The sequence below is a fragment of the Tsukamurella paurometabola genome, assembly GCF_900631615.1.
Lineage (GTDB): Bacteria > Actinomycetota > Actinomycetes > Mycobacteriales > Mycobacteriaceae > Tsukamurella > Tsukamurella paurometabola_A.
This window is the reverse complement of record NZ_LR131273.1, coordinates 4456062-4477202: the sequence shown is the minus strand read 5'-3', so window position 1 is coordinate 4477202 and position 21141 is coordinate 4456062. Positions and strand designations below refer to the sequence as shown.

Here is a 21141-nt window from a genome sequence, read left to right as displayed (position 1 = left end):
CGCCGAGAGCGGGTTATCCACAGCTTTGCGTACATAACGTTTTTTCTCCACAGGCAGCGCTCTCGCCGGCCGTGCGCGTGGTTTGCCGGCGGCACGATCGGCGCATGGGGAACAACGAGACGGGGCGCGCGGGTGAGGACGTGGTCTGCGACTTCCTGGCCGATCGCGGGTGGACGGTGCTGGCGCGGAACTGGCGGTACTCGGGCGGGGGCCTGCGCGGCGAGTTGGACGTGATCGCCCGCGCGCCCGACGGGATGCTGGCGATCGTCGAGGTGAAGACGCGCTCCGGGACCGCTTTCGGCACGGGCTTCGATGCGGTGACGCCGCGCAAGGTCGCCCAGCTACGGGCCCTCACCTCGCGCTGGCTGGCCGAGACCGAGGGCGCCTTCGCGCAGGTCCGGATCGATGTGGCGTCGGTCTTCACACCGCCCGGCGGGCCCGTCACGCTCGAGTACCGCGCCGGGGTGGCGTGATGTCCGCGTTGAGCAAGGTGCATTCGGTCGCCATCACGGGGGTCGACGGCGCGGTGGTCGAGATCGAGGGCTGCATCGGCCCGGGCCTCCCGGCGGTGCACCTCGTGGGACTGCCGGACACGGTGCTCAAGGAGTCCCGCGACCGGATCCGGGCGGCCATCGTCAACATCGGGATCCGGTTCCCCGACACCCGGGTCACCGTGGCGCTGTCGCCGGCCACGCTGCCGAAGGTGGGCTCGGTCTACGACCTGCCGCTGGCGGTGGCGATCCTCCTCGCCGCGGAGCGGGTGCCCGTCGGCAGGATCGACGGTGCCGTCCTGCTCGGCGAGCTCGCACTCGACGGGCGGGTCCGGGGCGTGCGCGGCGTGCTACCGGCGGTGCTCGCCGCCAAGGAGTCCGGCTTCGTGCGCGCCGTGGTGCCGCTCGCCAACATCGACGAGGCGGGTCTGGTGGACGGCATCGAGGTGCTCGGCGCCGCGCACCTGGCCGACGTTGTGGCGTGGCTCGCGGGGGAGGGGAGCCTGGCCGAGCCGGGGCCGCTCGTCGCCGAGGAGTGCGATCCCGCTGTGGCGGATCTCGCGGACGTGGTGGGACAGCCCGAAGCGAAGTACGCCCTGGAGGTCGCCGCCGCCGGGGCGCACCACATCATGATGACGGGTCCGCCGGGCATAGGGAAGACGATGCTGGCGTCGCGGCTGCCCGGCATCATGCCGGCGTTGGGGCGGCGCGAGGCCCTGGAAGTGAGCGCGATCCACTCGATCGCCGGGAACCTGCGGGCCGATCGGCCGCTCATCACCGTGCCGCCCTTCGTCGCGCCGCACCAGACCTCGTCCGTGAGCGCCCTCGTCGGTGGCGGCAGCGGCCTCGCCCGTCCCGGTGCGGTCTCCCTCGCACACCGCGGCGTGCTGTTCCTGGACGAGTGCGCCGAGATGGGGCCGCGCTCCCTCGAGGCTCTTCGGACGCCGTTGGAGGAGGGGCAGATCCGGCTCGCGCGGCGCGACGGCGTGGTCAAGTATCCGTCGCGGTTCCTTCTCGTCATGGCCGCGAACCCGTGCCCGTGCGCGCCGGCGCGGAACCAGGACTGCACCTGCACGGCGACGGTTCGTCGCCGCTACCTGGGCCGCCTCTCGGGGCCACTGCTGGATCGCGTGGACCTGTGGGTGCGGATGGAGCCGCCGGGGACCGGTGCGCTGCACGAGGACGGGGTGGCGGAGGAATCCAGCGCGACGGTCCGCGCCCGGGTACGGGCCGCGCGTGATGCCGCGGCCGCCCGCTGGGGCGCCGAGGGGTGGGTGACGAACTCCGAGGTACCCGGCGTGGTGCTGCGCCGCCGGTTCCGGCTCTCGGCGACAGCACTGCGCCCGCTGGAGCTGTACCTGCGGGCCGGGACGATCACGGCGCGTGGCGCCGATCGTTGCCTGCGCCTGTCGTGGACCCTCGCGGATCTGCTCGGTCTCGACAAGCCGGGCGAGGACGAAGTGGTGCAGGCCCTGCAGTTCCGGGACAAGGAGTGACGATGACCGACGACGTGAAGCGGGCGTGGGCCTACCTGAGCAGGGTCGCGGAGCCGCCGTGCGGCCCCCTCATCGCCCTCGTTGAGGAGGTCGGGCCGGTGGCCGCGGCCGAGATGGTGCGCCGGCAGGAGTTCGCCGACGGCTTCGAGGACGTCGCCGACGGCACCGTCGGGCGGGCTCTGGAGGATCGCGCCGAGGCCGACCTCGCCCATATCGAGCACCTCGGCGGCAGGCTCGTCACCCCGGACGACGAGGAGTGGCCCGAGCAGGCCCTGGGGCGGCTCGCCGGGCGCCTGCCGTCGGAGGACACCGAGCACGACGACGAGGTGCGCGAGCTGCGACCGGTCGCCTTGTGGGCGGTGGGAAGCGGGCGGCTCGACGAGCTGCTCGAACGGTCCGTGGCGATGGTGGGGACTCGCGCACCGTCGAGCTACGGCGAACGGGTGACCGATGACTTCGCCGGGGAACTCGCGGCGGAGGGTTTCACGATCGTCTCCGGAGGCGCGTACGGGATCGACGGTGTGGCCCATCGCGGCGCACTCGCCGCCGACGGTCCGACGATCGCGTTCGTCGCGGGCGGCCTGGACCGGCCCTACCCCGCCGGGCACGCCGGCCTGTTCCGGAGGATCGCCGAGACGGGTCTGGTGGTCTCCGAGTACCCGCCGGGCGGCGTGCCCGCGCGACACCGGTTCCTCAACCGCAACCGGATCGTGGGAACCGCGACGGGCGGCGTCGTGGTGGTGGAGGCCGGGTTCCGATCGGGCACGAAGAACACCGCCACCTGGGCGCGGCGTCGCGGCGTACCCGTGTGCGCGGTCCCCGGTCCGGTCACCGCGGCGACGTCGGTGACCTGCCATCAGCTGATCCGTGCGGGTGCCGTCCTGGTCACCCGGCCCGCCGAGGTGATCGAGGAGGTGGGGCGGATCGGTGAGCTCGCAGGCGAGCTCGAGGTGCCCGCGCGTCCCACCGACGGCCTCGACGGACCGGCACTGCGGGTGCACGGCGCGCTCCCGGCGAAGTCGGGGCTCCCCGTGTCGGAGATCGCGGTCGTCGCGGGCCTCCCGGCGCGGGCGGTGATGGGGCAGCTCGCCCTGCTCGAGTTGAAGGGCCTCGTGCGGCGCGACGGTGCGCTCTGGCGCCTGGACGGCGGATCGGCCGGGCCCACGACCGGACCCGCCGGGCCGATGACCGGACCCGCCGGGCCGAAGATCCGGTGAACTCCGCGGTCCAGGAATTTGCAACAGCCTCAACGGATCACGCGCCGTTTCGGGTGAAATGCCAGAAATGCGATCGGTTGTCGCAGGACTTGGGGGTGTTGACGAGAGAACCGCGCACGGAGTGCTTAGGGTTGGCCCCAGGGTGGCGGTGTCCAGTAACCGGCGTGGTCCCCAAGTCCTTCCCGTGGATGCCCTCCGCGCGTTCGGCGTGCTCGGGTATCGCTGATCGAGAGGTGAACCCCATGACCTCCCAACTCGCCATCGACTACGGGGCGGGGCTCTCCGACGCGTGGAGCTCCGTCGCGACCTTCGTCCCCAAACTGGCCGCCTTCCTGGTCATCCTCGTCATCGGCTGGATCGTCGCGAAGATCCTCTCCAAGGTGATCGCGAAGATCCTGTCCAAGGTCGGTTTCGACCGGCTGGCGGAGCGCAGCGGCCTGCAGGGCGTGCTCGCCAAGAGCGACTACGACGCGTCGACGCTGCTCGCCAAGGTCGTCTACTACGCGGTCCTGCTCATCACGCTGCAGCTCGCGATCGGCGTCTTCGGCCCGAATCCGATCGGTGACCTGCTCTCGCGGTTCGTGGCCTGGCTGCCCAAGTTGTTCGTCGCGATCCTCATCATCGTGATCGCCGCCGCCATCGCGAAGGCCGTGAAGGACATCGTCGGCGGAGCGCTCGGCAGCGCCTCGTACGGTCCGCTGCTCGCGACCATCGCCTCGCTGTTCATCTGGGGTGCGGGCATCATCGCCGCCCTCAATCAGATCGGTGTCGCCACGACCGTGACCACGCCGGTCCTCGTGGCCGTGCTCGCGACGATCGGCGGCGTGGTCGTCGTGGGCGTCGGCGGCGGGCTGGTCAAGCCCATGCAGCAGCGCTGGGACGGCTGGTTGAGCAAGGTGGAGGCCGAGATCCCCGCGCGTCGCGCCGAGCGTGAAGCAGCCGCGAAGGAGACCGCCCGGCACGGCCAGGCGCAGCGTCCGGCCGCGGCGGAGCAGCAGTCGGCGCAGGCTCCCGCCCAGGGGGCGGCGCAGGCCTCGGGCTACCAGCCGCCGCTCCCGCCGCAGGCACCCCTGTCGGCGCAGCACACCCAGGCCGTGCCGCAGGCGGCGCCGGGCACCGGGCAGCAGTTCGCCGCCCAGGGAGGGCAGCCGCCGACCGTCGGGCTGCCCGCGCAGCCGGCGGGGCAGCATCAGCCCGGCCAGCACCAGTACGGAGGCCGCGCGCCGCAGCACAGCGCCCCGAGCCACCCGCAGGGCTGGCAGCCCGCGGCCGACCCCTGGCACCGGCCCGCGCCCGAGGCTCCGTCCCGGCAGCAGGGAGACGCCGCGCAGCCGGGGCAGCACGCCGGGCATCCCGGCGCCGAGCCGCAGGGGTGGCAGCAGGGCTGGCAGCCCGGTCCCGACCCCGAACGCTGGCCCGGTACGGACCCGCAGGACCCGGGTCGCCCGGGCGGGCAGCAGCCGCCGCAGAACTGAACCGAACCGATGCCACCGGCCGGCCCGCGCACGCCGCGGACCGGCCGGTGCGGCATCTCCAGGGAGCTACGCCGGGCGGGGCGCCGCTTCCTCGGCATCGATCAGTTTCCCGCTCTTCATCAGCTCCGGATCGGTGCAGGACGCGAGGTCGAAGCAGCACGGGCGGCGCTTGCCGGAGCGCATCTTCGAGATGGTGACGTCCACGCGCTTGGCCCGGGTCGCGGGGTTCTTCGTGGCACCGATCCAGCGCACCCACTCCCATCGCGCCATCGGCGTGATGTCCGCCCACACGTCGGCGGTGTCGGGTGCGTCGTCGAGGGCGGACCGCAGGTCGTCGGGCACCGTCGGCTCCGGCCACTCCGTGACGGGGACGAGTTCCATCGAAACCTCGTCGCCGGCTTCCACCGGGGCGTCGTCCAGCGCGATCCAGTGCCCCTTGCGCCCGTCGGGCTCGACGACGGTGCGGAAGTCCGCGCCGGCGAGCGTCCCCGCCACCGCGACCTGTCCGCGCGACGGGAGTGCGGCGCTCGCGTCGGCCGGCAGGCGGACGAGGATGCGTGCGCCGAGCTGTTCGACGGTGGCGGTGAAGCGGACGGGGGCGGCGCTGCGGGCGGTCATGGTGCTCTCCTCGCGGTGATCCTCGGTGGTTCGTCATCGACAGTACGAGCGGCGGAGCGAACGGGCTTCTCGATTCGTGACCGATGTCGTGGACCGGGTTCCGGCGGCCCGCGATGATTCGGTGCACTCATGAGCGAAACCACTGGCGGACCGTCGAACCTGGTCACGGAAGCGGGCGCCTGCCGGAACCCGGCACTCGTCCCACCGATGTACTAACCAGTAGGTATCGTTCACGCAGCTGGGAGATCCCCGGTCCCGTCGAGTTGGAGAACAATAGCCGTGAAGATGAAGCGTTACGCGCTCGCCCTGGTCGTGCCCATCGCCCTCGCCTCGGGTGTCGCCGCGTGCGGCTCGAGCTCGAGCAGTGACGCCGTCACCATCGGCGTGACCGACGGTGCCCAGGCGTTCTGGGAGGTCTACAAGGGCCTCGCGAAGGACCAGGGCATCGACGTGGAGCTGAAGAACTTCAGCGACTACAAGCAGCCCAACGCCGCGCTCAACGACGGCGACCTGAACATCAACGAGTACCAGCACCTGCTGTACCTGGCCGACTACAACGCCAAGAACAACACCAAGCTGGTGCCGATCGGCGCGACCGCGATCTACCCGCTGCCGCTGTACTCGAAGAAGCACAAGTCGGTCGCCGACATCCCGCAGGGCGGCACCATCGTCGTCCCCGACGACCCGACCAACCTCTCCCGCGCGCTGCTCGTGCTGTACTCGGCCGGCCTGGTGAAGTTCAAGGTCGAGCAGAACCCGTTCGTCACGCCGGCCGACATCGACACCGCCGCGTCGAAGGTCACGGTGAAGACCGTGGACGCCAACCAGACCGCGCTGAGCCTCGACAGCGTCGACGGTGCCGTCGTCAACAACGACCCCGCCGAGAACGCCAAGCTCGGCAAGGACCTCATCATCGCGAAGGACGACCCGGCCAACCCCGCGTCCGAGCCGTACATCAACGCCTTCGTCGTCCGCGAGGCCGACAAGGACAACCCGAAGTACCTGCAGCTGGCGAAGCTGTACCAGGACCAGAAGGTCGTCGAGGCGCTGCGCAAGGACAAGGGCGACACCTTCATCCTCATCCAGAAGCCCGCGAACGAACTGCAGCAGATCACGGTGAAGCTGCAGGAGCAGGTCAAGGCACACGGCAAGTGAGTAGCGCGACCGACACCCGGGTGGCGATCGAGTTCCGCGACGCCACCCGGGACTTCGGCACGACCAAGGCGCTCGACGGCGTCAGCTTCGCGATCGAAGAAGGGTCCATCACCGGCGTGATCGGCCAGTCCGGCGCCGGCAAGTCCACACTGATCCGCACCATCAACGGCCTCGAGTCGACCACCTCCGGCGAGGTGCGCGTGCTCGACACCGTGGTCGGCACCCTGGGCGAACGGGACCTCCAGAAGCTGCGCGCCCAGGTGGGAATGATCTTCCAGCGGTTCAACCTCATGAACTCGCGGACCGTGGCCGGGAACGTCGGGTACCCGCTCACCCTCCGCGACATGTCGAAGGACGAGCGCCGGGCGCGCGTCGCGGAACTGCTCGACTTCGTCGGCATCGGCGACAAGGCGAAGCAGTACCCGAACAAGCTGTCCGGCGGCCAGAGTCAACGCGTCGGCATCGCCCGCGCGCTGGCCCGGAACCCGAAGATCCTGCTCGCCGACGAGGCCACCAGCGCCCTCGACCCGGGCACCACCAGCGAGGTCCTCGACCTGCTGCTGCGGGTCAACCGCGAGTTCGGGACGACGATCGTCGTCATCACCCACGAGATGGACGTCATCCGGCGGATCTGCGACACGGTCGCGGTCCTCGACCACGGCAAGCTCGTCGACTACGGGCCGGTGTACGACGTCTTCGCCGCACCCACCTCACCCGCGACCACGTCGCTCATCCACGCGGCCGTCGGCGACGACGTCACCCCGGAGACCCTGCAGCGCCTGCACACGGCCCGGCCCGGCACCGTCGTCACCGTCGACGTGCGGGACGAGCCCGACGCCCTCGACGCGGCGGAGGTCTTCGCCGCGCACGGCACCGGCGCCCGCGTCCTGTACGGCGGCGTCGCCGAGGTCGGCGGCCGGCCGTTCGGCTCGCTGACCTACTCGGTGACGGGCGATGCGGCCGCGGTCGCGGCGGCGGTCGCCCAACTCGGATCCCTCGCGCACGTCAAGGACCCGCAGACCGGCGAGGAGATCGCCCGATGACCCACCCGACCTTCCTGGACGACGTCTTCCCGCCCGGCACCCAGGACGTCTTCGTCGACGCGATCGGCGAGACGGTCCGCCTCGTGGGCATCACGATGATCGTCGGCGGGCTGCTCGGGCTCGTCTACGGCACCCTGCTCTACGCCACCCGGCCGGGCAACCTGCTCGCGAACCGGGCAGTGTTCTCCGTGCTCAACGTGCTGGTCAACATCATCCGGCCCATCCCGTTCATCATCTTCATCACGGCGATCGCACCGATCACCAAGGAGGTGATCGGCACCCGGATCGGGGTGGAGGCGGCGGCCTTCGCGATGACGGTGATGGCGACCTTCGTGATCGGTCGCGTCGTCGAGCAGAACCTGGTGACGGTCGATCCCGGCGTGGTCGAGGCGGCGCGGTCGATGGGGGCGAGCAAGGTCCGCACACTCGCCACCGTCGTGATCCCGGAGGGCCTCGCGCCCCTGACGCTCGGCTACACGTTCATGTTCGTCGCGGTCGTCGACATGTCGGCCATGGCCGGCTACGTCGGCGGCGGCGGCCTGGGCGACTTCGCCCGCCAGTACGGCTACCAGCAGAACAACTGGCAGCTGACGCTGGTCGTGATCGTCGTGCTGATCATCGTGGTGCAGATCGCGCAGTTCTTCGGCAACTGGCTCAGCCGCCGGTTGCAGCACCGTGACTGAGACCGGCACGGCCGCGTCGCCCGCGACGGGACCGGACCGGCGCACCCAGATCCTCACCGGGTCGGTGGGGCACCTCGTCGAGTACTTCGACTGGAGTGCCTACTCCTTCCTCGCGATCTACTTCTCGCGCCAGTTCTTCCCGGGCGACGCCGAGTCGGTGGTACCGCTGCTCGCGACGTTCACGGTGTTCGCCGTCGGCTTCCTCGCCCGGCCGGTCGGCGGCGTGCTCATGGGCCGGATGGCCGACCGGTACGGGCGTCGCCCGACGCTCGCCGTCGGCGTGGCGATGATGGGGCTCGGCAGCCTTCTCATCGGCGTCGCGCCGACGTACGCGCAGGTGGGCGTCCTCGCCCCGGTGATCCTGGTGGTCGCGCGGCTGATCCAGGGGCTGTCGACCGGCGGCGAGCTGTCCACCGCGACGGCCTTCCTCGTCGAATCGGCGCCGGCGGACCGTCGGGGCGCGTACGGGAGCATCGTCAACGTGGGCTCCAGCCTCGGCAAGGTGCTGTGCCTCCTGGCGATCACGGTGCTGGTGGGGGCCGTGGGCGCGGACGCGATGGCCGACTGGGCCTGGCGCGTCCCGTTCCTCGCCGGCGCGGTCCTGGCGGTCGTCGCCTGGTGGATCCGCCGCAGCGCCGCGGAGACCCTGCCCACCGGCGGGGCGCCCGTGGCGGCGAACCCGTACCGCGAGCTCCTCCGCGATCACCGCGCCGACGTCGCGCGCGCCTTCGTGCTCGCCTCGACCACCGCCGCGGTCTTCTACGCCTGGAGCACGTTCGTGCCCACCTGGGCGATCCTCACCGAGGGCCTGGACAAGCAGAGCGCCGTGACCATCTCCGCGATCGCCTTCGTCGGGTACGGGCTCGTGCAGATCCCGCTGGGCCTGCTCTCGGACCGCATCGGCCGCAAGCCGATGATGTACGCCTTCCTGGTGACCGGCGCCGTGGCCACGGTCCCGCTGTTCCTCGCCCTCTCCGACGACTTCCTCACGGTGCTCGCCGTGCAGTGCGCCGGCATGGGGATCACCGCCCTCATGATGGCGAGCCTCGGCACCGCCCTCGCCGAGATGTTCCCGGCACGGATCCGCGTACTCGCCACCGGTTCGGCCTTCGCCCTCGCGACCGCGACCTTCGGTGGGACCATCCCCGCGATCGGCACCGCGCTGCACGAGCGCGGCCTCGACCTCGCGTTCCCGATCTACCTGGTGGTGCTGCACCTCGTCGCGCTGCCGGTGGTCCTCCGCTGCCGCGAGACCGCGCACACCCCGCTTCCGGATTGAACACCGTTTCTGTTCCTCGCGACCTGCGGCTTTCCGGTCCGAAACGATGTTCAATTCGGGGCTAGGGTGGAGGCATGAGCGAGGCGCTGGCGGAGTACGAGACGTACCTGCGGCTCGAGCGCGGCCGCAGCGAGCACACGGTGCGCGCGTACCTCACCGATCTGCGGGCGCTGCTCGCGTTCGCGGAGGAGCGGGGTGTCGCCGCGGACCGCCTGGACCTGGCGACGCTGCGGGCCTGGCTGGGGGAGCGCGCCGCATCGGGCGCCGCGCGGACCACCCTCGCGCGGCAGGCCTCCGCCGCCCGCGCCTACACCGCGTGGGCCGCGCGCCGCGGCGACCTGGACGCCGATCCCGGCGTGCGGCTCAAGGCGCCGCGCGCGCACCGCACCCTTCCCGCGGTCCTCTCGTCCGACGATGCCGGGCAGGCCCTGCGCAACGCCGCCTCCGGTGCGGCGGAGGGCGATCCGATCGCGGTGCGCGACCTCGCGATCGCCGAACTCCTCTACGCCACCGGGATCCGCGTGAGCGAACTGTGCGGCCTCGACCTGGGGTCCGTCGACCACGGCCGGCGCGTGCTCACCGTGATCGGCAAGGGGAACAAGGAGCGGACGGTACCGTTCGGCGCGCCCGCCGCCGCGGCCCTGCGGCGCTGGCTCGACGAGGCCCGGCCCGCGCTGGTGACCGAGCGTTCCGGCCACGCCCTCTTCCTCGGGGCGCGCGGGGGCCGGCTCGACCCGCGGCAGGCGCGGACCGTCGTGCACCAGGTCACCGGGTCGGTGCCGGGCGGGCGCGAGGTGGCGCCGCACGGCCTCCGGCACACCGCCGCCACCCATCTGCTCGACGGTGGCGCGGACCTGCGCGTCGTGCAGGAGCTCCTCGGGCACTCGTCGCTGGCGACGACGCAGCTCTACACGCACGTCTCGGTCGCGCGGCTGCGGGCCGCGCACGAGCAGGCGCACCCCCGCGCGTGAGCCCTAGTCGCGCCAGTTGCGCTCGAAGGGCAGGCGCCAGGCGTTCGGGGCGATGAGCTGGTGGATCGAGTTCGGGCCCCACGAACCCGGCTCGTACGAGCGGACCGGCGGCGGATCGTCGAGCAGCGGGATCGACCGCTCCCACAGCGATTCGATGCCCTCGGCGGTGGTGAACAGCGTGTGGTCGCCGTTGATCGCGTCGAGGATCAGGCGCTCGTAGGCCTCCAGCACGTCGTCGGCCTGCTCGGTGTCCTCGGTGGAGAACTGCATCGACAGCTTCGACAGCCGCATGCCCGGGCCGGGCCGCTTGCCGTAGAAGGAGAGTGAGACCTTGGACTCGTCGGCGAGGTCGAAGGTGAGGTGGTCGGGCCCCTGCTGGCCGATGCCCGACCCGGCCGGGAACATCGACTTCGGCGCCTCCTTGAAGGCGATCGAGATGATCCGCATGCCCTGCGCCATCTTCTTGCCCGTGCGCAGGTAGAAGGGCACGCCGGCCCAGCGCCAGTTGTCGATGCGCGCCTTGAGCGCGATGAAGGTCTCCGTGTCGGACTCGGGGTCGACGCCCTTCTCCTGGCGGTACCCCGCGTACTGGCCGCGGATCACGTCCTCGGGGCGGATCGGCTCCAGCGACCGGAAGACCTTGTTCTTCTCCTCGGAGATCGCCCGCGGCTCCAGCGCCGTCGGCGGCTCCATCGCGACGAAGGCCATCACCTGGAACAGGTGCGTGACCACCATGTCCTTGTACGCGCCGGTGGGCTCGTAGAACGCGGCGCGCGCGTCGAGCCCCAGCGACTCGGGGATGTCGATCTGCACGTGGTCGATGAAGTTGCGGTTCCAGATCGGCTCGAACAGGCCGTTCGCGAAGCGGAAGGCCAGGATGTTCTGGGCCGCCTCCTTGCCGAGGAAGTGGTCGATGCGGAAGATCTGGTTCTCTTTGAAGGTCTTGTGCACCTCGTCGTTGAGGGCCAGCGCCGACTCGAGATCCTCGCCGAAGGGCTTCTCCATGATGACCCGCGAGCGCTCGACGAGGCCCGCCTCGTTGAGCGTCGCGATCACCTTGGTCGCGGCCTTCGGCGGCACACTGAGGTAGTACAGGCGGCGCACCCGCTCGCGGTCGCCCTGCGCGTCGGCGTCGGCGAGCTCCTGTTCCTTGGCCGCGACCGCCTCGGCCAGCGCCGCGGGGCCGGCCGACGTGTTGACGTAGGACAGCTTGGGTGCGAACCGCTCCCACTGCTCGGCGGTGAGCTTGCGCGCGCCGAGCTCGTCGATCGCCTGCTTGGCGAAGGCGCGGAACTCGTCGTCGGTCATGTCGTCGAGGCTGGTCCCGATGACCCGCATGTCCGGGGCCAGGCCGGACACGGCGAGGTAACCGAGGCCGCACAGCAGCTTTCGCCGCGAGAGATCGCCGGTGGCGCCGAACAGCACCACCAGTGTCGGATCGTTCTGCGGGGCCGTGCGGGAGCGCCGCGTGGAGCCGCTGGGATAGGCGATCGTCTGTGCCTCCTGAAGCCGTTGTGCCTTCGCGTCGTCCGTGGTCGATTCTGGCGTGCTCGCGTCCGTCACGGGAGGAATCGTCGCATTCCCGCGCGGTCGGCGCGCGGCGGCACGGCCGATTCACCCGGACGGGCCCGCGTCCGGAAGCAGGCGGACCGGCGCGGCCCCCACGAGCAGGAGCGGGTTGAAGTACTCGGCGGAGTGCCCCGCGCCGCGCCGCAGGCCCCAGTGCAGACAGGCCGCGGCAGGGCAGCCGGCGTGGCCGCTCGCGACGCGGCCGAGCGGCGACCCGACCCCGACCTCGTCGCCCGCCCGCACGGCCGGCTCGTCGATCGGTTCATAGGTGGTGAGCAGCCCGTTCGGGTGCAGGACGGAGACGACCACCCGGTCGTCCACCCGCCCGACGTGGTGCACCCGCCCCGCGCCCGCGGCGTAGACCGTCTGCCCGGGGACGGCGGCGAGGTCGGCGCCGCGGTGGCCCTGCTGCCAGCGCTTCTCGGGGTTCGCGAAGGGCCGTGCCACCGCGGGCCGCGGGTCCAGGGGCCAGTCGTAGTCGCCCGCGGCGCGCGCGGGTGCGGCGCCGGCCACGGCGACGGCGATCAGGGCCAGGGCGGTTCGGGATGCGGTGCGCATGTCCCGACGGTGCCGCACCGCGCCCTCGGCGAGGAGCTCGGAGGACGCGGCCTGTGGAGGGATTCGGTGTTTCCACAGGGGGTTGACACTGCCCGGACTACGGCGACGGGTCGTGGGGCAGGCGGCGCGGGCCACCTCCGAGGGCGTCGACCGCGACCTGGAGGACCGGCGCGAGGACCGGGGCCCGGAGGATCCATCCGACGACCGCCCAGCCCAGGCCGAGGTGTTCGAGGGCGCGCCCGATCGCGGCGAGCCCCGACGCCGTGCCCGCACCGTCCGGGCGCGTGTACCGGACGCGTCGCAGGCCGGCCGGGTGTTCCTCCGCCGCCCGGATCGCCAGCCGCTCCGGTGCGCGGACCGCGAACCACGCGCCCACCGGCGCGCACACCGGGCACGTCGCCGAGACCCACAGTGCGGCGGGGCCGTCGCCGTCGACCGGCGTGAGTCGCGGCCGCCACGACGGTACGGCCCGGCGGTAGCCGCGCCACGCGGGACCGAACCGGCCGGTGAGTTCGCCGTCCTCGTGCAGCGCGGCGATGCCCGCCGCGAAGGCCACCGCGACAACCGCGCCGGCGGCGAGGCGCCATTCGCGCAGGGCGGCCGCCTCGACGAGCAGGATCGCGGCGGCGCACGCCTGCATCGGATTCGCGAGATAGGCGTACGGACCCGTCCGGACCAGGCGCGACGGTGGGTCCCACGGAAACGGCGTGCCGCCGTGCTCGGCGAACTCGGCGACCGCGCGCTGCGCGACGATCGCGAACAGCACCCCGGCCTGGACCCACAGCGACAGCACCGGCGGCGGCCACGCGGTCCATGCCGCGCCCCAGGTGCGGCCGGCGAACGCCAGCGCCACCGACGGCAGGCACCAGGCGAGGATCGCGGTGAACAGCACCGTCTGCAGCCACGACCGCACCCGGACCGCGCGGCGGCGGGCCGTGAGCTCGCCGAGCAGGAGCCCGGGCGCCAGGGCGAGCGCGACGGCCGTCGCCTCGCCCCACAGCCACGTCGGCCCGAGCACGACGAGCGGCGCGAGCGAGGCCATCGCGAGCAGGTCCCCGGCGACGAGCACGACCGCGGTGAGCGCGGGCCGCACCAGGGAACCGAGGAGGACCGGGACCGCGCCCCACAGCACCGCCCACCCGAGCACGACGTCGAGCGGGACTCCCGCCCACACCGATCCGGTGACCGGTGCCGCGGCGGTGCCGAAGGACCACCACCCGAGCCGCACCGCGGCGGCGTTGACGGCGAGGAGGGCCACCGCGTTCCACAGCGCCCCGAGCGCGGCCCCGGCGCGGCGGGGCCGGTCCGCCGGAATCGCCGCGGCCGCGGCGAGCAGCCACGGCACGAGCGCCACCGCGGGGCGTAGTGCTGCGAGTGGGAGGTCGGTCGGCACGTCAGCCGGGGAGGGCCAGTGAGCCGATGAGGTAGTCCGCCGCGCGCCGGGCGACGGCCCGCTCCAACGGTGTCCAGTAGGCGGCGGGCGCGAGGCGACGGTCGAAGGTGAGCGACCAGGTGACGCGCGTCCCGCCCCCGACCGGCTCCCAGCGCACCGTCGACGCGCGCCACCTGAGCCAGGTGGCGATCGGGGTGGCGTCGTGCTCCGCCACGTACGCGACCGACCGGTCGTCCGCGGCGGCCACGCGCAGGGTCAGGGTCGACGGGGCGGTGCCCCAGTGGTGCCCGTGCAGGGGAGCGGCGCGCTGTGGGGCGCCGCTGAAGACGACGTGCCGGGCATCGCCCGGCTCCAGCCCCTCCGGGTGGTCCTCGAGGGGGCGCGGGAAGCCGAGCGCCAGCGCGCCCGAGGGCTCGGCGAAGCGGAGCGGCACCGCCAGGGCCGCCCGGACCTGGTCGGGCGTCGCGTCGACCACGCGGTCGGCGGTGACGGTGTTCTCGGCGGGCAGGGTGAGTGCGGGCACGGCACCCTCGGTCGACGCGACGGCGAGCAGCAGCGCGGGCACGACGACCGCCCGCGGGCCCTGCCCGCCCCTGCGGACCGCCTGCACGAGCGCGGCCACCAGGAGCGCGACGGCGTACACCAGGGGTGCGGCGAAGAGCACGCACACGACGCCCTCGCCGGCGAAGATCGTGGCGATGAGCAGGAACAGCGTCGTGCCTTTGAGCACGATGCCGTAGGCGCTGCTCGACGGCCGCGAGATGACGAGCAGGGCGGCCAGCAGCGCGGGGAGACCGACGTAGAACACCGATGTCTGGTTCAGCCAGCCCTTCATGGATCGCATGAGGAGGCTGCCGATCACGCACACCACGATCAGCGCCAACATCGTCAGGACCGCGGGCCTGCGGCTCAGCGGCACGGTCGGGGCCGGTTCGTCCTCCTGCGCACGGCCCTCCCGCCCCGTCGTCGCGGTGGGATCGGTGCGCTGCTCCGGATCGGCCGGTTCGGGCGGCGCATGCGCCTCGCCCGGCTCCGGGGCGTCGGTCGGCTCGGGGGCGTCGCCCGGCTCGGGCGGCGGGGAAGTGCTCACTCGCCCTCGTCGTACTTCCGGGCGGAGTTGCGGCGCCACTCGTCGATCTTGCGGCTGACCCCGGTGGCGACGTCGGTGACGCCCTGTCCGACGGTGTTCACGGCCGAGGCCCCGAAGTCGCGCAGGGTGGTGATCAGCGGATCCGCGGAGGCGTCGAAGCCGTCCTTGTAGGTGCGGGCGGCGTTCCTGAACTCCTCGGCGGTGCTGGCGCGGTCGTCGTCGGCGCGCTGCGGGTACTCGCCACCGAGGATCCGTCCGTAGTCGCCGCGCTCGACCCAGCGGTTGAGGTCGGCGGCGCGCAGCACGGAGAAGGGGTGCGACTGCAGTTCCAGGTTGAGCAGCTTGAGCACGCCGTCGCGCAGGTCTCCGGTGCGCTCGTACTCGGCCGCCTGCGCGAGGAAGCGCTGGGTGTCCATCTCGCCGAGCCGGGTGCCGCCGGCGGTCTTCATGTGCACGCGCATCGCGACGTCCGGGTCCTGCACGCACAGGAGCCCGGCGCGGTCGCCCGACAGCTCGGACTTGCGCTGCCACTCCATGAGGGCCGCGACGAGCGCGCGCAGCGCCCAGCCGCCGATGGGGACCAGGCCGAACGTGCCGGCCAGCCGCATGAGGTGCATGAGCATCGTGCGGTACACGGCGTGACCGGACAGGGCGTGTCCGAGTTCGTGGCCGATCACGAACCGCTTCTCCTCGTCGTCGAGGAGCTCCAGCAGGCCCGTGTTGATGACGATGAACGGCTCGTCCATGCCGATGGTCAGGGCGTTCACCGTGGGGCTTTGCACCACGTACAGCTCGGGGACGACATCGGTGTCGAGTACGCGCGCGCAGTCGACGAGCATGTCGTGCAGGTCTCGGAACTGCCGGTCGTCCGCGCGGACGCCCGAGGCGAGGAACAGGAGCCGGTGCTGGCGCTCGCGCAACAGCGCGGAGATCGCCTTGAGCACGGTGTCGAATCCCTTGAGGCTGCGCAGGGCGACGAGCGCGGCCCGATCAGCCGGGTGCTCCCACGCGCGGGAGCTAATGCCGGGTAGCGAACGATAGCTTCGGGACACTGAATCGGTCATACGGGCCACGTTACCGGCTCGCGCTTGGCGTTCGCTTGGCGATCGCGAACGACACCGCCGCGCCGACCGCGCACAGCACCATCACCGAGCCGAGCACGACGGGATCCCCGCCGATGCCGGCGAACAGCGCCGCGACGCCGCCCAGCACCATGCGGGCCGCGCCCAGCGCCGCGGAGGCGGTCCCCGCCAGGTCTCCGTGGTCGTCGAGGGCGAGGGCCGCGACCGTCGGCATGACGAGGCCGAGGCTCGACACCGTGACGAAGAGCGAGACGATCACCAGCGGCGGATGGGCCGCGGCGAGGGACGCGAGCGACGCGACCGCGCCGGCCACCATGCCGGCCAGGCCGATCCGCACCAGCGTCGCCACCGGCACCCGGCCCACCAACCGGCCGCCGAGCAGGTTGGTCGTGAGCAGCCCCACCGCATTGACCGCGAAGACCACGCTGAACTCCGACTCGGAGTAGCCGTAGTGGCTCTGGAAGACGAACGCCGAGGTGGAGATGTAGGCGAACATCGCGGCGAAGGCCAGGCCGCCGGTCAGCGTCAGCGCGACGAACCGGCGGTCCCGCGCCAGCGCGACGAAGCCGCTCGCCACCGAGCCCCAGCCGACGGGCCGACGGTCCGCCTTCGGCAACGTCTCCGGCACCTTGGCGGCCGCGATCGCGAGCAGGGCCACCCCGAGCACGGCCAGCACCACGAACAGGCCGCGCCACTCCATGAACCGCAGGAGCTGTGCGCCGGCGAGCGGCGCGACGATCGGTGCCACGCCGCCGACGGCCATGAGCGCGGCGATCATGCGCGCGGCGGCGACCCCGTCGAACAGATCCCGGACGATGGCGAGGCTCAGGACGATCCCGGCCGCGCCCGCGGCACCCTGCAGGAGGCGCGCGACGTCGAGCAGGTACACCGACGGGGCGATCGCACACAGCAGCGAGCTGACGATGAACAACGCCATCCCGACGATCATCGGGCGGCGCCGGCCGATCGAGTCCGACAGCGGACCCACGAAGACCTGGCCCGCCGCGAGGCCGATGAGACACGCGGTGAGGGTCGCCTGGATCGCCGGCTGCGAGGCGCCGAGGTCCGCGGCGGCGGCGGGGAGGGCGGGCAGGTAGAGGTCGGTCGTGATCGGACCGAAGGCGGACAGCGAGCCCAGGATGAGGGCCAGCCGCAGGTTTCCTCGGGAGTCTGTGCGGGGTCGTGACACCCGTCAATCCAACCGCAGGTGCGCGGTCGGGGCGAAATCCGGGGCGAGCAGCAGGGCGCCGTCGGGTCCGCGGCGGCACGCCGCGACCGCGAGGTGCGCGGGGCGGGGCAGGTCCGCGGGAAGTACTGCGCCGCCGTCGATCTGGTAACGGGTGTTGGTCACCTTCCAGGACCGCGCGGTGGGGTCGACGGGCGAGCGGGGCGGGCCGGCCACCCGCGAGGACACGTACACCTCGGTCACCTCGGGCGGCCAGTCGAAGGTCAGCCGGCCGCCGGTGAACGCCACATTCGTGATGGCGGGGAAGTCCACGCCCGGCGCGGGGATCGCCGGTGCGGGTGCGGGGCCGGACGCGGCGGGCGGTGGCGTCGCAGGGGTCGACGATGCCCGGGCCGCGGGAGCGGGGGCGGGGTGTGCGTCCGAGCGGGCCTCGCTCGACGGGACGCCGTCGACCACGGCGACGACCGCGTAGACCGGGACCGCGCGGCGGGGTGCGCCGCCGTCCTCGAGCCGCGTCTCGCGGGTGCGGCCGACCACGCTCCAGCCGCCGTCGGGCCGCCGGCGGCTCACCTTGTAGTCGGCCACGGGATGCGGGGAGGACCACGTGACCAGCACGGCACCGTCGACCGGGTGTGCCGCGACGGCGGTGGGCGGCGCGGGGACGGCGGCCGGCGGGGTCGGCGCGGAGTCGGCGGCCCGCGCGATCGGTGGCGGTGTCGCTGTCGCGCCGCGCGGTGCGGGTGCGGCGCCCGGCCCCGCCTGCGCGCGGCGTGCCTCGTCGATGGCGTCCTGCAGGGTGGGCTGGCCCGGCGGTGGGGGAGCGTCGAGCGCCCGCCGCTGCAGTTGTGCGAGCACGCGGGCCGCGTCGGCGTACTCTCCGGCGGCGCGGGCCCCGGCGACCTCCCGCCAGAGCGCGGCGGCCTCGTCGAGCACGCGCCGCGCCTCGTCGGCGACGGTCCGCACCTGCGCGCCGGCCGTGCCGTCGTCGAGCGCGCCGGCCTCCGCCGCCAGGCGCGCAGCCTCCGCCGGGCGGCCGCGGCGCAGCGCGGCGCGGGCGGCCTTGAGCGGTGCCTCCCAGGCCCGGGAACCGGTGGTCGGTGGCGGCGCGGGCCGGGCCGTGCCGGGCGATGACGCGGGCCCGGGCGGCGCGTGACCGACCCCGCCGCCGTACTCGGCCGCCAGCTCGGCGAGGATCCGTTCCGCGGTGGCGCGGTCGAGGCCGTGCTCCTCGCCCTCCCCGGCGAGGTACTCGTGATCGGGGCCGAGCAGCCGGTCCTCGATGAGGATCGCGGCACGCACCTTCGGGCGCAGCGCCTCCGTGGCGTCCTCGACCACGGCGCGGGCATAGGCGTCGGCGAGCGGGCCGCCGACGGTGAGCACCTCGCGCACGTGCACGCCCAGCTCGTCGAGCACCGCGCGGCCGCGACCGGGCGGCATCTCGCGGGCGCGGCGGTGCAGGAGCTCGGCGCGGTCCCGGAGCTCCACCACGTCGTGCGCATCGGTGATCCCGAGGCCGAGCAGGGCGAACAGGGTCGGCACCGGTTCGCCGCACAGCTCGCCCCACTCGGCGAGCAGCGCGCGGATCTGCGCCCGGCGCTGCGGAGTCAGGCCGCCGGGCGCGGGAGCCGGGGAGGGGGCGTCGGCTCCTTCCAGCACGCGATGGCGCCGCAACCGGGCGGCGACCTCGGCCGCGGTGAGCCCGCCCAGCGCGCCGATCTCCTCGAGCCCGGGGACCTTCTCGGCGGGCACCCCGCCGTGGCGCTCGACGAGCCGCTCGATCGCGGTGTCGAGGATCTCGTACCGGGCGGCGTCGCGCTCCGCACGCTCGGCGCGCACCCGCGCCGCCTCCGCCACCCGGCTCGGCGCCGACCGGAGCGGGGCGCTGCGCCGCTCGTGCTCGGCGACGAGCCGCGCCACCAGGGTGCGGTACTTCGGGTGGTCGCGCTGGCGCTGCCAGAAGCCCCAGACCTCGTCGAGCCGGGTCGCGACGTCGGCGTCGGAGAGACCCGCGGCGTCGAGCGGCAGGTCGTACAGCTCGAAGGCATCGGTGTGGTCGGGACCACCGCGCCGGGCGACGGCGGCGAGGACCCGCTTGCGGTAGTCGTTGGGATCGAACGGCGGCGGCGTCGGCATCTCGCGGCCCGTCACTCGCGGCGCCGCGACCGCTGCACCTGGCCGAGCTCGCGCTCCACGTCGGCCTGCGAGAGCATCGCGCCGGTCTGCGCGGAGAGCGTCAGCGGCAGGTCCGCATCCACGTGGTGCGCCGTCACGTGCAGCACCCCGTCGAAGCCCATCTCGAACGTGATGCGCACCTCGCTCCCCGCCGGGTACCCGGGCGGGATGTCGCGGATCGTGCCCTCCACCAACAGCTTCGCGTCGCCGAGACGCTGCGAGGCGACCTGGCCCTGCTGTTCGACGACGGTGATCTCGATCTGCTGCTGGTCCTCGCGCATCGTGCCGAAGGAGCGGCGCACGCGCACGGGCAGCGTCTGGTTGCGCTCCACGAGCCACGTGACGCCGAGGTCGCCGTGGTCGTGCACCGCGAGCACGCCGAATCCCCGGGAGATCACGGTGTCGACCTGGATCTCGAGCATCCGTCGCACCAGCGAGACGGGTTGCTGGAAGGAGGCCGCGACGCGCGCGATCGAATTCTCCAGCTCCGCCGCCTGCGCGTGCAGCGGGGGCGCGCCGTCGGGCAGGAGGCCGCGGGTCACGAGGTCGGCCGCGACGAGACGCTCCATCTCCAGCTTCTCGCCGTACAGCGCCGCACCCCGCGCGACCGCCAGGTCGGGATCGTGCAACTCCCCGTCGAGTCCGAGCTGCTCGCGGAGTGCGCGGGCCACCGCCGGCATCCGCGAGGACCCGCCGACCAGCAGCAGACGGTCGATCCGGTGCGCGCCCCGCTTCTCGGCGGTCCTCAGGCAGTCCCGCGCCAGGTCGACGGTCCGCCGCAGCAGCGGGGCGGTCATCTCCTCCAGCTCGGCGCGGGTCAGGGTGACGACGGCGCGCGCCCCGTCGTGCGCGACGATCACCTCGGTGCGGTCCGCGCCGGTGAGCTCGTGTTTGGCCTGCTCGGCCGCGAGCACCAGCGACTGGGAGCCCGCGGAATCGTCGAGTGGGTCCTCCGCGTCCGGGTTCGCCTCGCAGAACCGCTGCGACAGGTGCAGCGCGATCCGCTCGTCCCAGTCGGCGCCGCCGAGCTGGTGGTCGCCCTCCACGGCGAGGACCGAGATCCGCCGGTCGGCGAGCTCGATGACGGTCGCGTCGAAGGTGCCGCCGCCCAGGTCGTAGACCAGTACCGTCTCGCGCGGCGCGCCCGTGCCGGGGGCGAGGCCGCCGTCGAGCCGCCCGAAGCCGTAGGAGAGTGCCGCCGCGATGGGCTCGGACAGGACGCCGGCCACGTCGAAGCCCGCGTAGGCGCCGGCCTGGATGGTGGCGCGGCGCTCCTCGTCGCCGAAGTAGGCCGGCACGGTGATCACCACGCGCCGCACCGGTTCGCCGCCGCTGAACTCGACGTCGCCCGCGAGGCTCTTGAGGATGAGTGCGGACACGGCGGGCGCCGACCAGGTGTCACCGTGCGCGCGGAAGCGCCACTGCGCGTCGCCCATGCGGCGCTTGACCAGGGTGCACACGTGCTCCGGGTCGAGTCGGGCCTGGCGTCGCGCGCCCTCGCCCACGAGATGGTCGTAGGCCGACGCGAACAACACCACCGAGGGCACCGTCGTCTCCCCGCCGAGCCCGCGGACGATCTCGGGGCGACCGTCCGCGCCGATGCGCGCGATCGCGGAGTTGGTCGTGCCCAGGTCGATGCCGTACACCCCCATGGCGGGGATAT

18 protein-coding genes are annotated in these 21141 nt (G+C 73.1%); 9 read left to right on the top strand and 9 right to left on the bottom strand.

Annotated elements, in window-relative coordinates:
- The first annotated feature begins 104 nt into the window (after nucleotides 1–104).
- From ELY19_RS22260 to ELY19_RS24065, 4 genes are all read left to right on the top strand, one after another.
- Nucleotides 105–473, top strand: coding sequence for a YraN family protein (locus ELY19_RS22260; RefSeq protein WP_126198436.1), 369 nt, complete (start codon nucleotides 105–107; stop codon nucleotides 471–473).
- Entirely contained in the window at nucleotides 473–1987 is a 1515-nt protein-coding gene (locus ELY19_RS22255; protein ID WP_126198435.1) for a YifB family Mg chelatase-like AAA ATPase, read from the top strand. The genes ELY19_RS22260 and ELY19_RS22255 overlap by 1 nt, the downstream gene beginning before the upstream one ends.
- A 2-nt stretch (nucleotides 1988–1989) precedes the next feature.
- Nucleotides 1990–3204: a DNA-processing protein DprA gene (dprA, locus tag ELY19_RS22250; RefSeq protein WP_126198434.1), complete on the top strand. Its 1215-nt coding sequence runs from the start codon at nucleotides 1990–1992 to the stop codon at nucleotides 3202–3204.
- A 242-nt stretch (nucleotides 3205–3446) separates the two neighbouring features.
- Nucleotides 3447–4679: a mechanosensitive ion channel family protein gene (locus ELY19_RS24065; RefSeq protein WP_126198433.1), complete on the top strand. Its 1233-nt coding sequence runs from the start codon at nucleotides 3447–3449 to the stop codon at nucleotides 4677–4679.
- A gap of 66 nt (nucleotides 4680–4745) precedes the next feature.
- Here the strand turns inward: ELY19_RS24065 and ELY19_RS22240 are convergent, their stop codons facing one another.
- Entirely contained in the window at nucleotides 4746–5297 is a 552-nt protein-coding gene (locus tag ELY19_RS22240; protein WP_126198432.1) for a YdeI/OmpD-associated family protein, read from the bottom strand.
- Between the two features lie 285 nt (nucleotides 5298–5582).
- On the opposite strand from ELY19_RS22240, the gene ELY19_RS22235 reads away from it, so the two are divergent.
- The 5 genes from ELY19_RS22235 to ELY19_RS22215 all read left to right on the top strand — a co-directional run bounded on the left by ELY19_RS22235 (nucleotide 5583) and on the right by ELY19_RS22215 (nucleotide 10428).
- A complete protein-coding gene (locus tag ELY19_RS22235) occupies nucleotides 5583–6452 on the top strand; it encodes a MetQ/NlpA family ABC transporter substrate-binding protein (RefSeq protein WP_227967245.1) in 870 nt (289 codons plus the stop codon).
- A complete protein-coding gene (locus ELY19_RS22230) occupies nucleotides 6449–7495 on the top strand; it encodes a methionine ABC transporter ATP-binding protein (protein ID WP_126198430.1) in 1047 nt (348 codons plus the stop codon). The genes ELY19_RS22235 and ELY19_RS22230 overlap by 4 nt, the downstream gene beginning before the upstream one ends.
- Nucleotides 7492–8178: a methionine ABC transporter permease gene (locus ELY19_RS22225; RefSeq protein ID WP_126198429.1), complete on the top strand. Its 687-nt coding sequence runs from the start codon at nucleotides 7492–7494 to the stop codon at nucleotides 8176–8178. The genes ELY19_RS22230 and ELY19_RS22225 overlap by 4 nt, the downstream gene beginning before the upstream one ends.
- Nucleotides 8171–9457 carry an MFS transporter gene (locus ELY19_RS22220; protein WP_126198428.1) on the top strand — a complete coding sequence of 429 codons (1287 nt, stop codon included), beginning with the start codon at nucleotides 8171–8173 and terminating at the stop codon, nucleotides 9455–9457. Before ELY19_RS22225 ends, ELY19_RS22220 begins: the two co-directional genes overlap by 8 nt.
- Nucleotides 9458–9531: 74 nt before the next feature.
- Nucleotides 9532–10428, top strand: coding sequence for a tyrosine recombinase XerC (locus ELY19_RS22215; RefSeq protein ID WP_126198427.1), 897 nt, complete (start codon nucleotides 9532–9534; stop codon nucleotides 10426–10428).
- 3 nt (nucleotides 10429–10431) lie between these two features.
- Here ELY19_RS22215 and zwf read toward each other — a convergent pair whose 3' ends face one another.
- From zwf to ELY19_RS22175, 8 genes are all read right to left on the bottom strand, one after another.
- A complete protein-coding gene (gene zwf, locus ELY19_RS22210; protein ID WP_126198426.1) occupies nucleotides 10432–11991 on the bottom strand; it encodes a glucose-6-phosphate dehydrogenase in 1560 nt (519 codons plus the stop codon).
- 51 nt (nucleotides 11992–12042) lie between these two features.
- Nucleotides 12043–12555: a M23 family metallopeptidase gene (locus ELY19_RS22205; protein WP_126198425.1), complete on the bottom strand. Its 513-nt coding sequence runs from the start codon at nucleotides 12553–12555 to the stop codon at nucleotides 12043–12045.
- Nucleotides 12556–12652: 97 nt separating this feature from the next.
- A complete protein-coding gene (locus tag ELY19_RS24025; protein WP_126198424.1) occupies nucleotides 12653–13948 on the bottom strand; it encodes a methyltransferase family protein in 1296 nt (431 codons plus the stop codon).
- Between the two features lies 1 nt (nucleotide 13949).
- A complete protein-coding gene (locus ELY19_RS22195; protein ID WP_126198423.1) occupies nucleotides 13950–15038 on the bottom strand; it encodes an SRPBCC family protein in 1089 nt (362 codons plus the stop codon).
- Nucleotides 15035–16102, bottom strand: a complete 1068-nt coding sequence (locus ELY19_RS22190) for a M48 family metallopeptidase (RefSeq protein ID WP_126198422.1) — start codon at nucleotides 16100–16102, stop codon at nucleotides 15035–15037. The genes ELY19_RS22195 and ELY19_RS22190 overlap by 4 nt, the downstream gene beginning before the upstream one ends.
- A 10-nt stretch (nucleotides 16103–16112) precedes the next feature.
- On the bottom strand, nucleotides 16113–17309 hold the full coding sequence (locus tag ELY19_RS22185; protein ID WP_126198421.1) for a multidrug effflux MFS transporter: 1197 nt from the start codon (nucleotides 17307–17309) through the stop codon (nucleotides 16113–16115).
- Nucleotides 17310–17312: 3 nt separating this feature from the next.
- Entirely contained in the window at nucleotides 17313–19454 is a 2142-nt protein-coding gene (locus tag ELY19_RS22180; protein WP_126198420.1) for a hypothetical protein, read from the bottom strand.
- On the bottom strand, nucleotides 19451–21130 hold the full coding sequence (locus ELY19_RS22175) for an Hsp70 family protein (protein WP_126198419.1): 1680 nt from the start codon (nucleotides 21128–21130) through the stop codon (nucleotides 19451–19453). The genes ELY19_RS22180 and ELY19_RS22175 overlap by 4 nt, the downstream gene beginning before the upstream one ends.
- Between the last annotated feature and the right edge of the window lie 11 nt (nucleotides 21131–21141).

Bases quoted from the DNA above. Each gene is read 5' to 3' on its own strand.
- ELY19_RS22260 (WP_126198436.1), top strand. From the start codon at position 105: ATGGGGAACAACGAGACGGGGCGCGCGGGTGAGGACGTGGTCTGCGAC.
- ELY19_RS22255 (WP_126198435.1), top strand. From the start codon at position 473: ATGTCCGCGTTGAGCAAGGTGCATTCGGTCGCCATCACGGGGGTCGAC.
- dprA (WP_126198434.1), top strand. From the start codon at position 1,990: ATGACCGACGACGTGAAGCGGGCGTGGGCCTACCTGAGCAGGGTCGCG.
- ELY19_RS24065 (WP_126198433.1), top strand. From the start codon at position 3,447: ATGACCTCCCAACTCGCCATCGACTACGGGGCGGGGCTCTCCGACGCG.
- ELY19_RS22240 (WP_126198432.1), bottom strand. From the start codon at position 5,297: ATGACCGCCCGCAGCGCCGCCCCCGTCCGCTTCACCGCCACCGTCGAA.
- ELY19_RS22235 (WP_227967245.1), top strand. From the start codon at position 5,583: ATGAAGCGTTACGCGCTCGCCCTGGTCGTGCCCATCGCCCTCGCCTCG.
- ELY19_RS22225 (WP_126198429.1), top strand. From the start codon at position 7,492: ATGACCCACCCGACCTTCCTGGACGACGTCTTCCCGCCCGGCACCCAG.
- ELY19_RS22215 (WP_126198427.1), top strand. From the start codon at position 9,532: ATGAGCGAGGCGCTGGCGGAGTACGAGACGTACCTGCGGCTCGAGCGC.
- ELY19_RS22205 (WP_126198425.1), bottom strand. From the start codon at position 12,555: ATGCGCACCGCATCCCGAACCGCCCTGGCCCTGATCGCCGTCGCCGTG.
- ELY19_RS22190 (WP_126198422.1), bottom strand. From the start codon at position 16,102: ATGACCGATTCAGTGTCCCGAAGCTATCGTTCGCTACCCGGCATTAGC.
- ELY19_RS22175 (WP_126198419.1), bottom strand. From the start codon at position 21,130: ATGGGGGTGTACGGCATCGACCTGGGCACGACCAACTCCGCGATCGCG.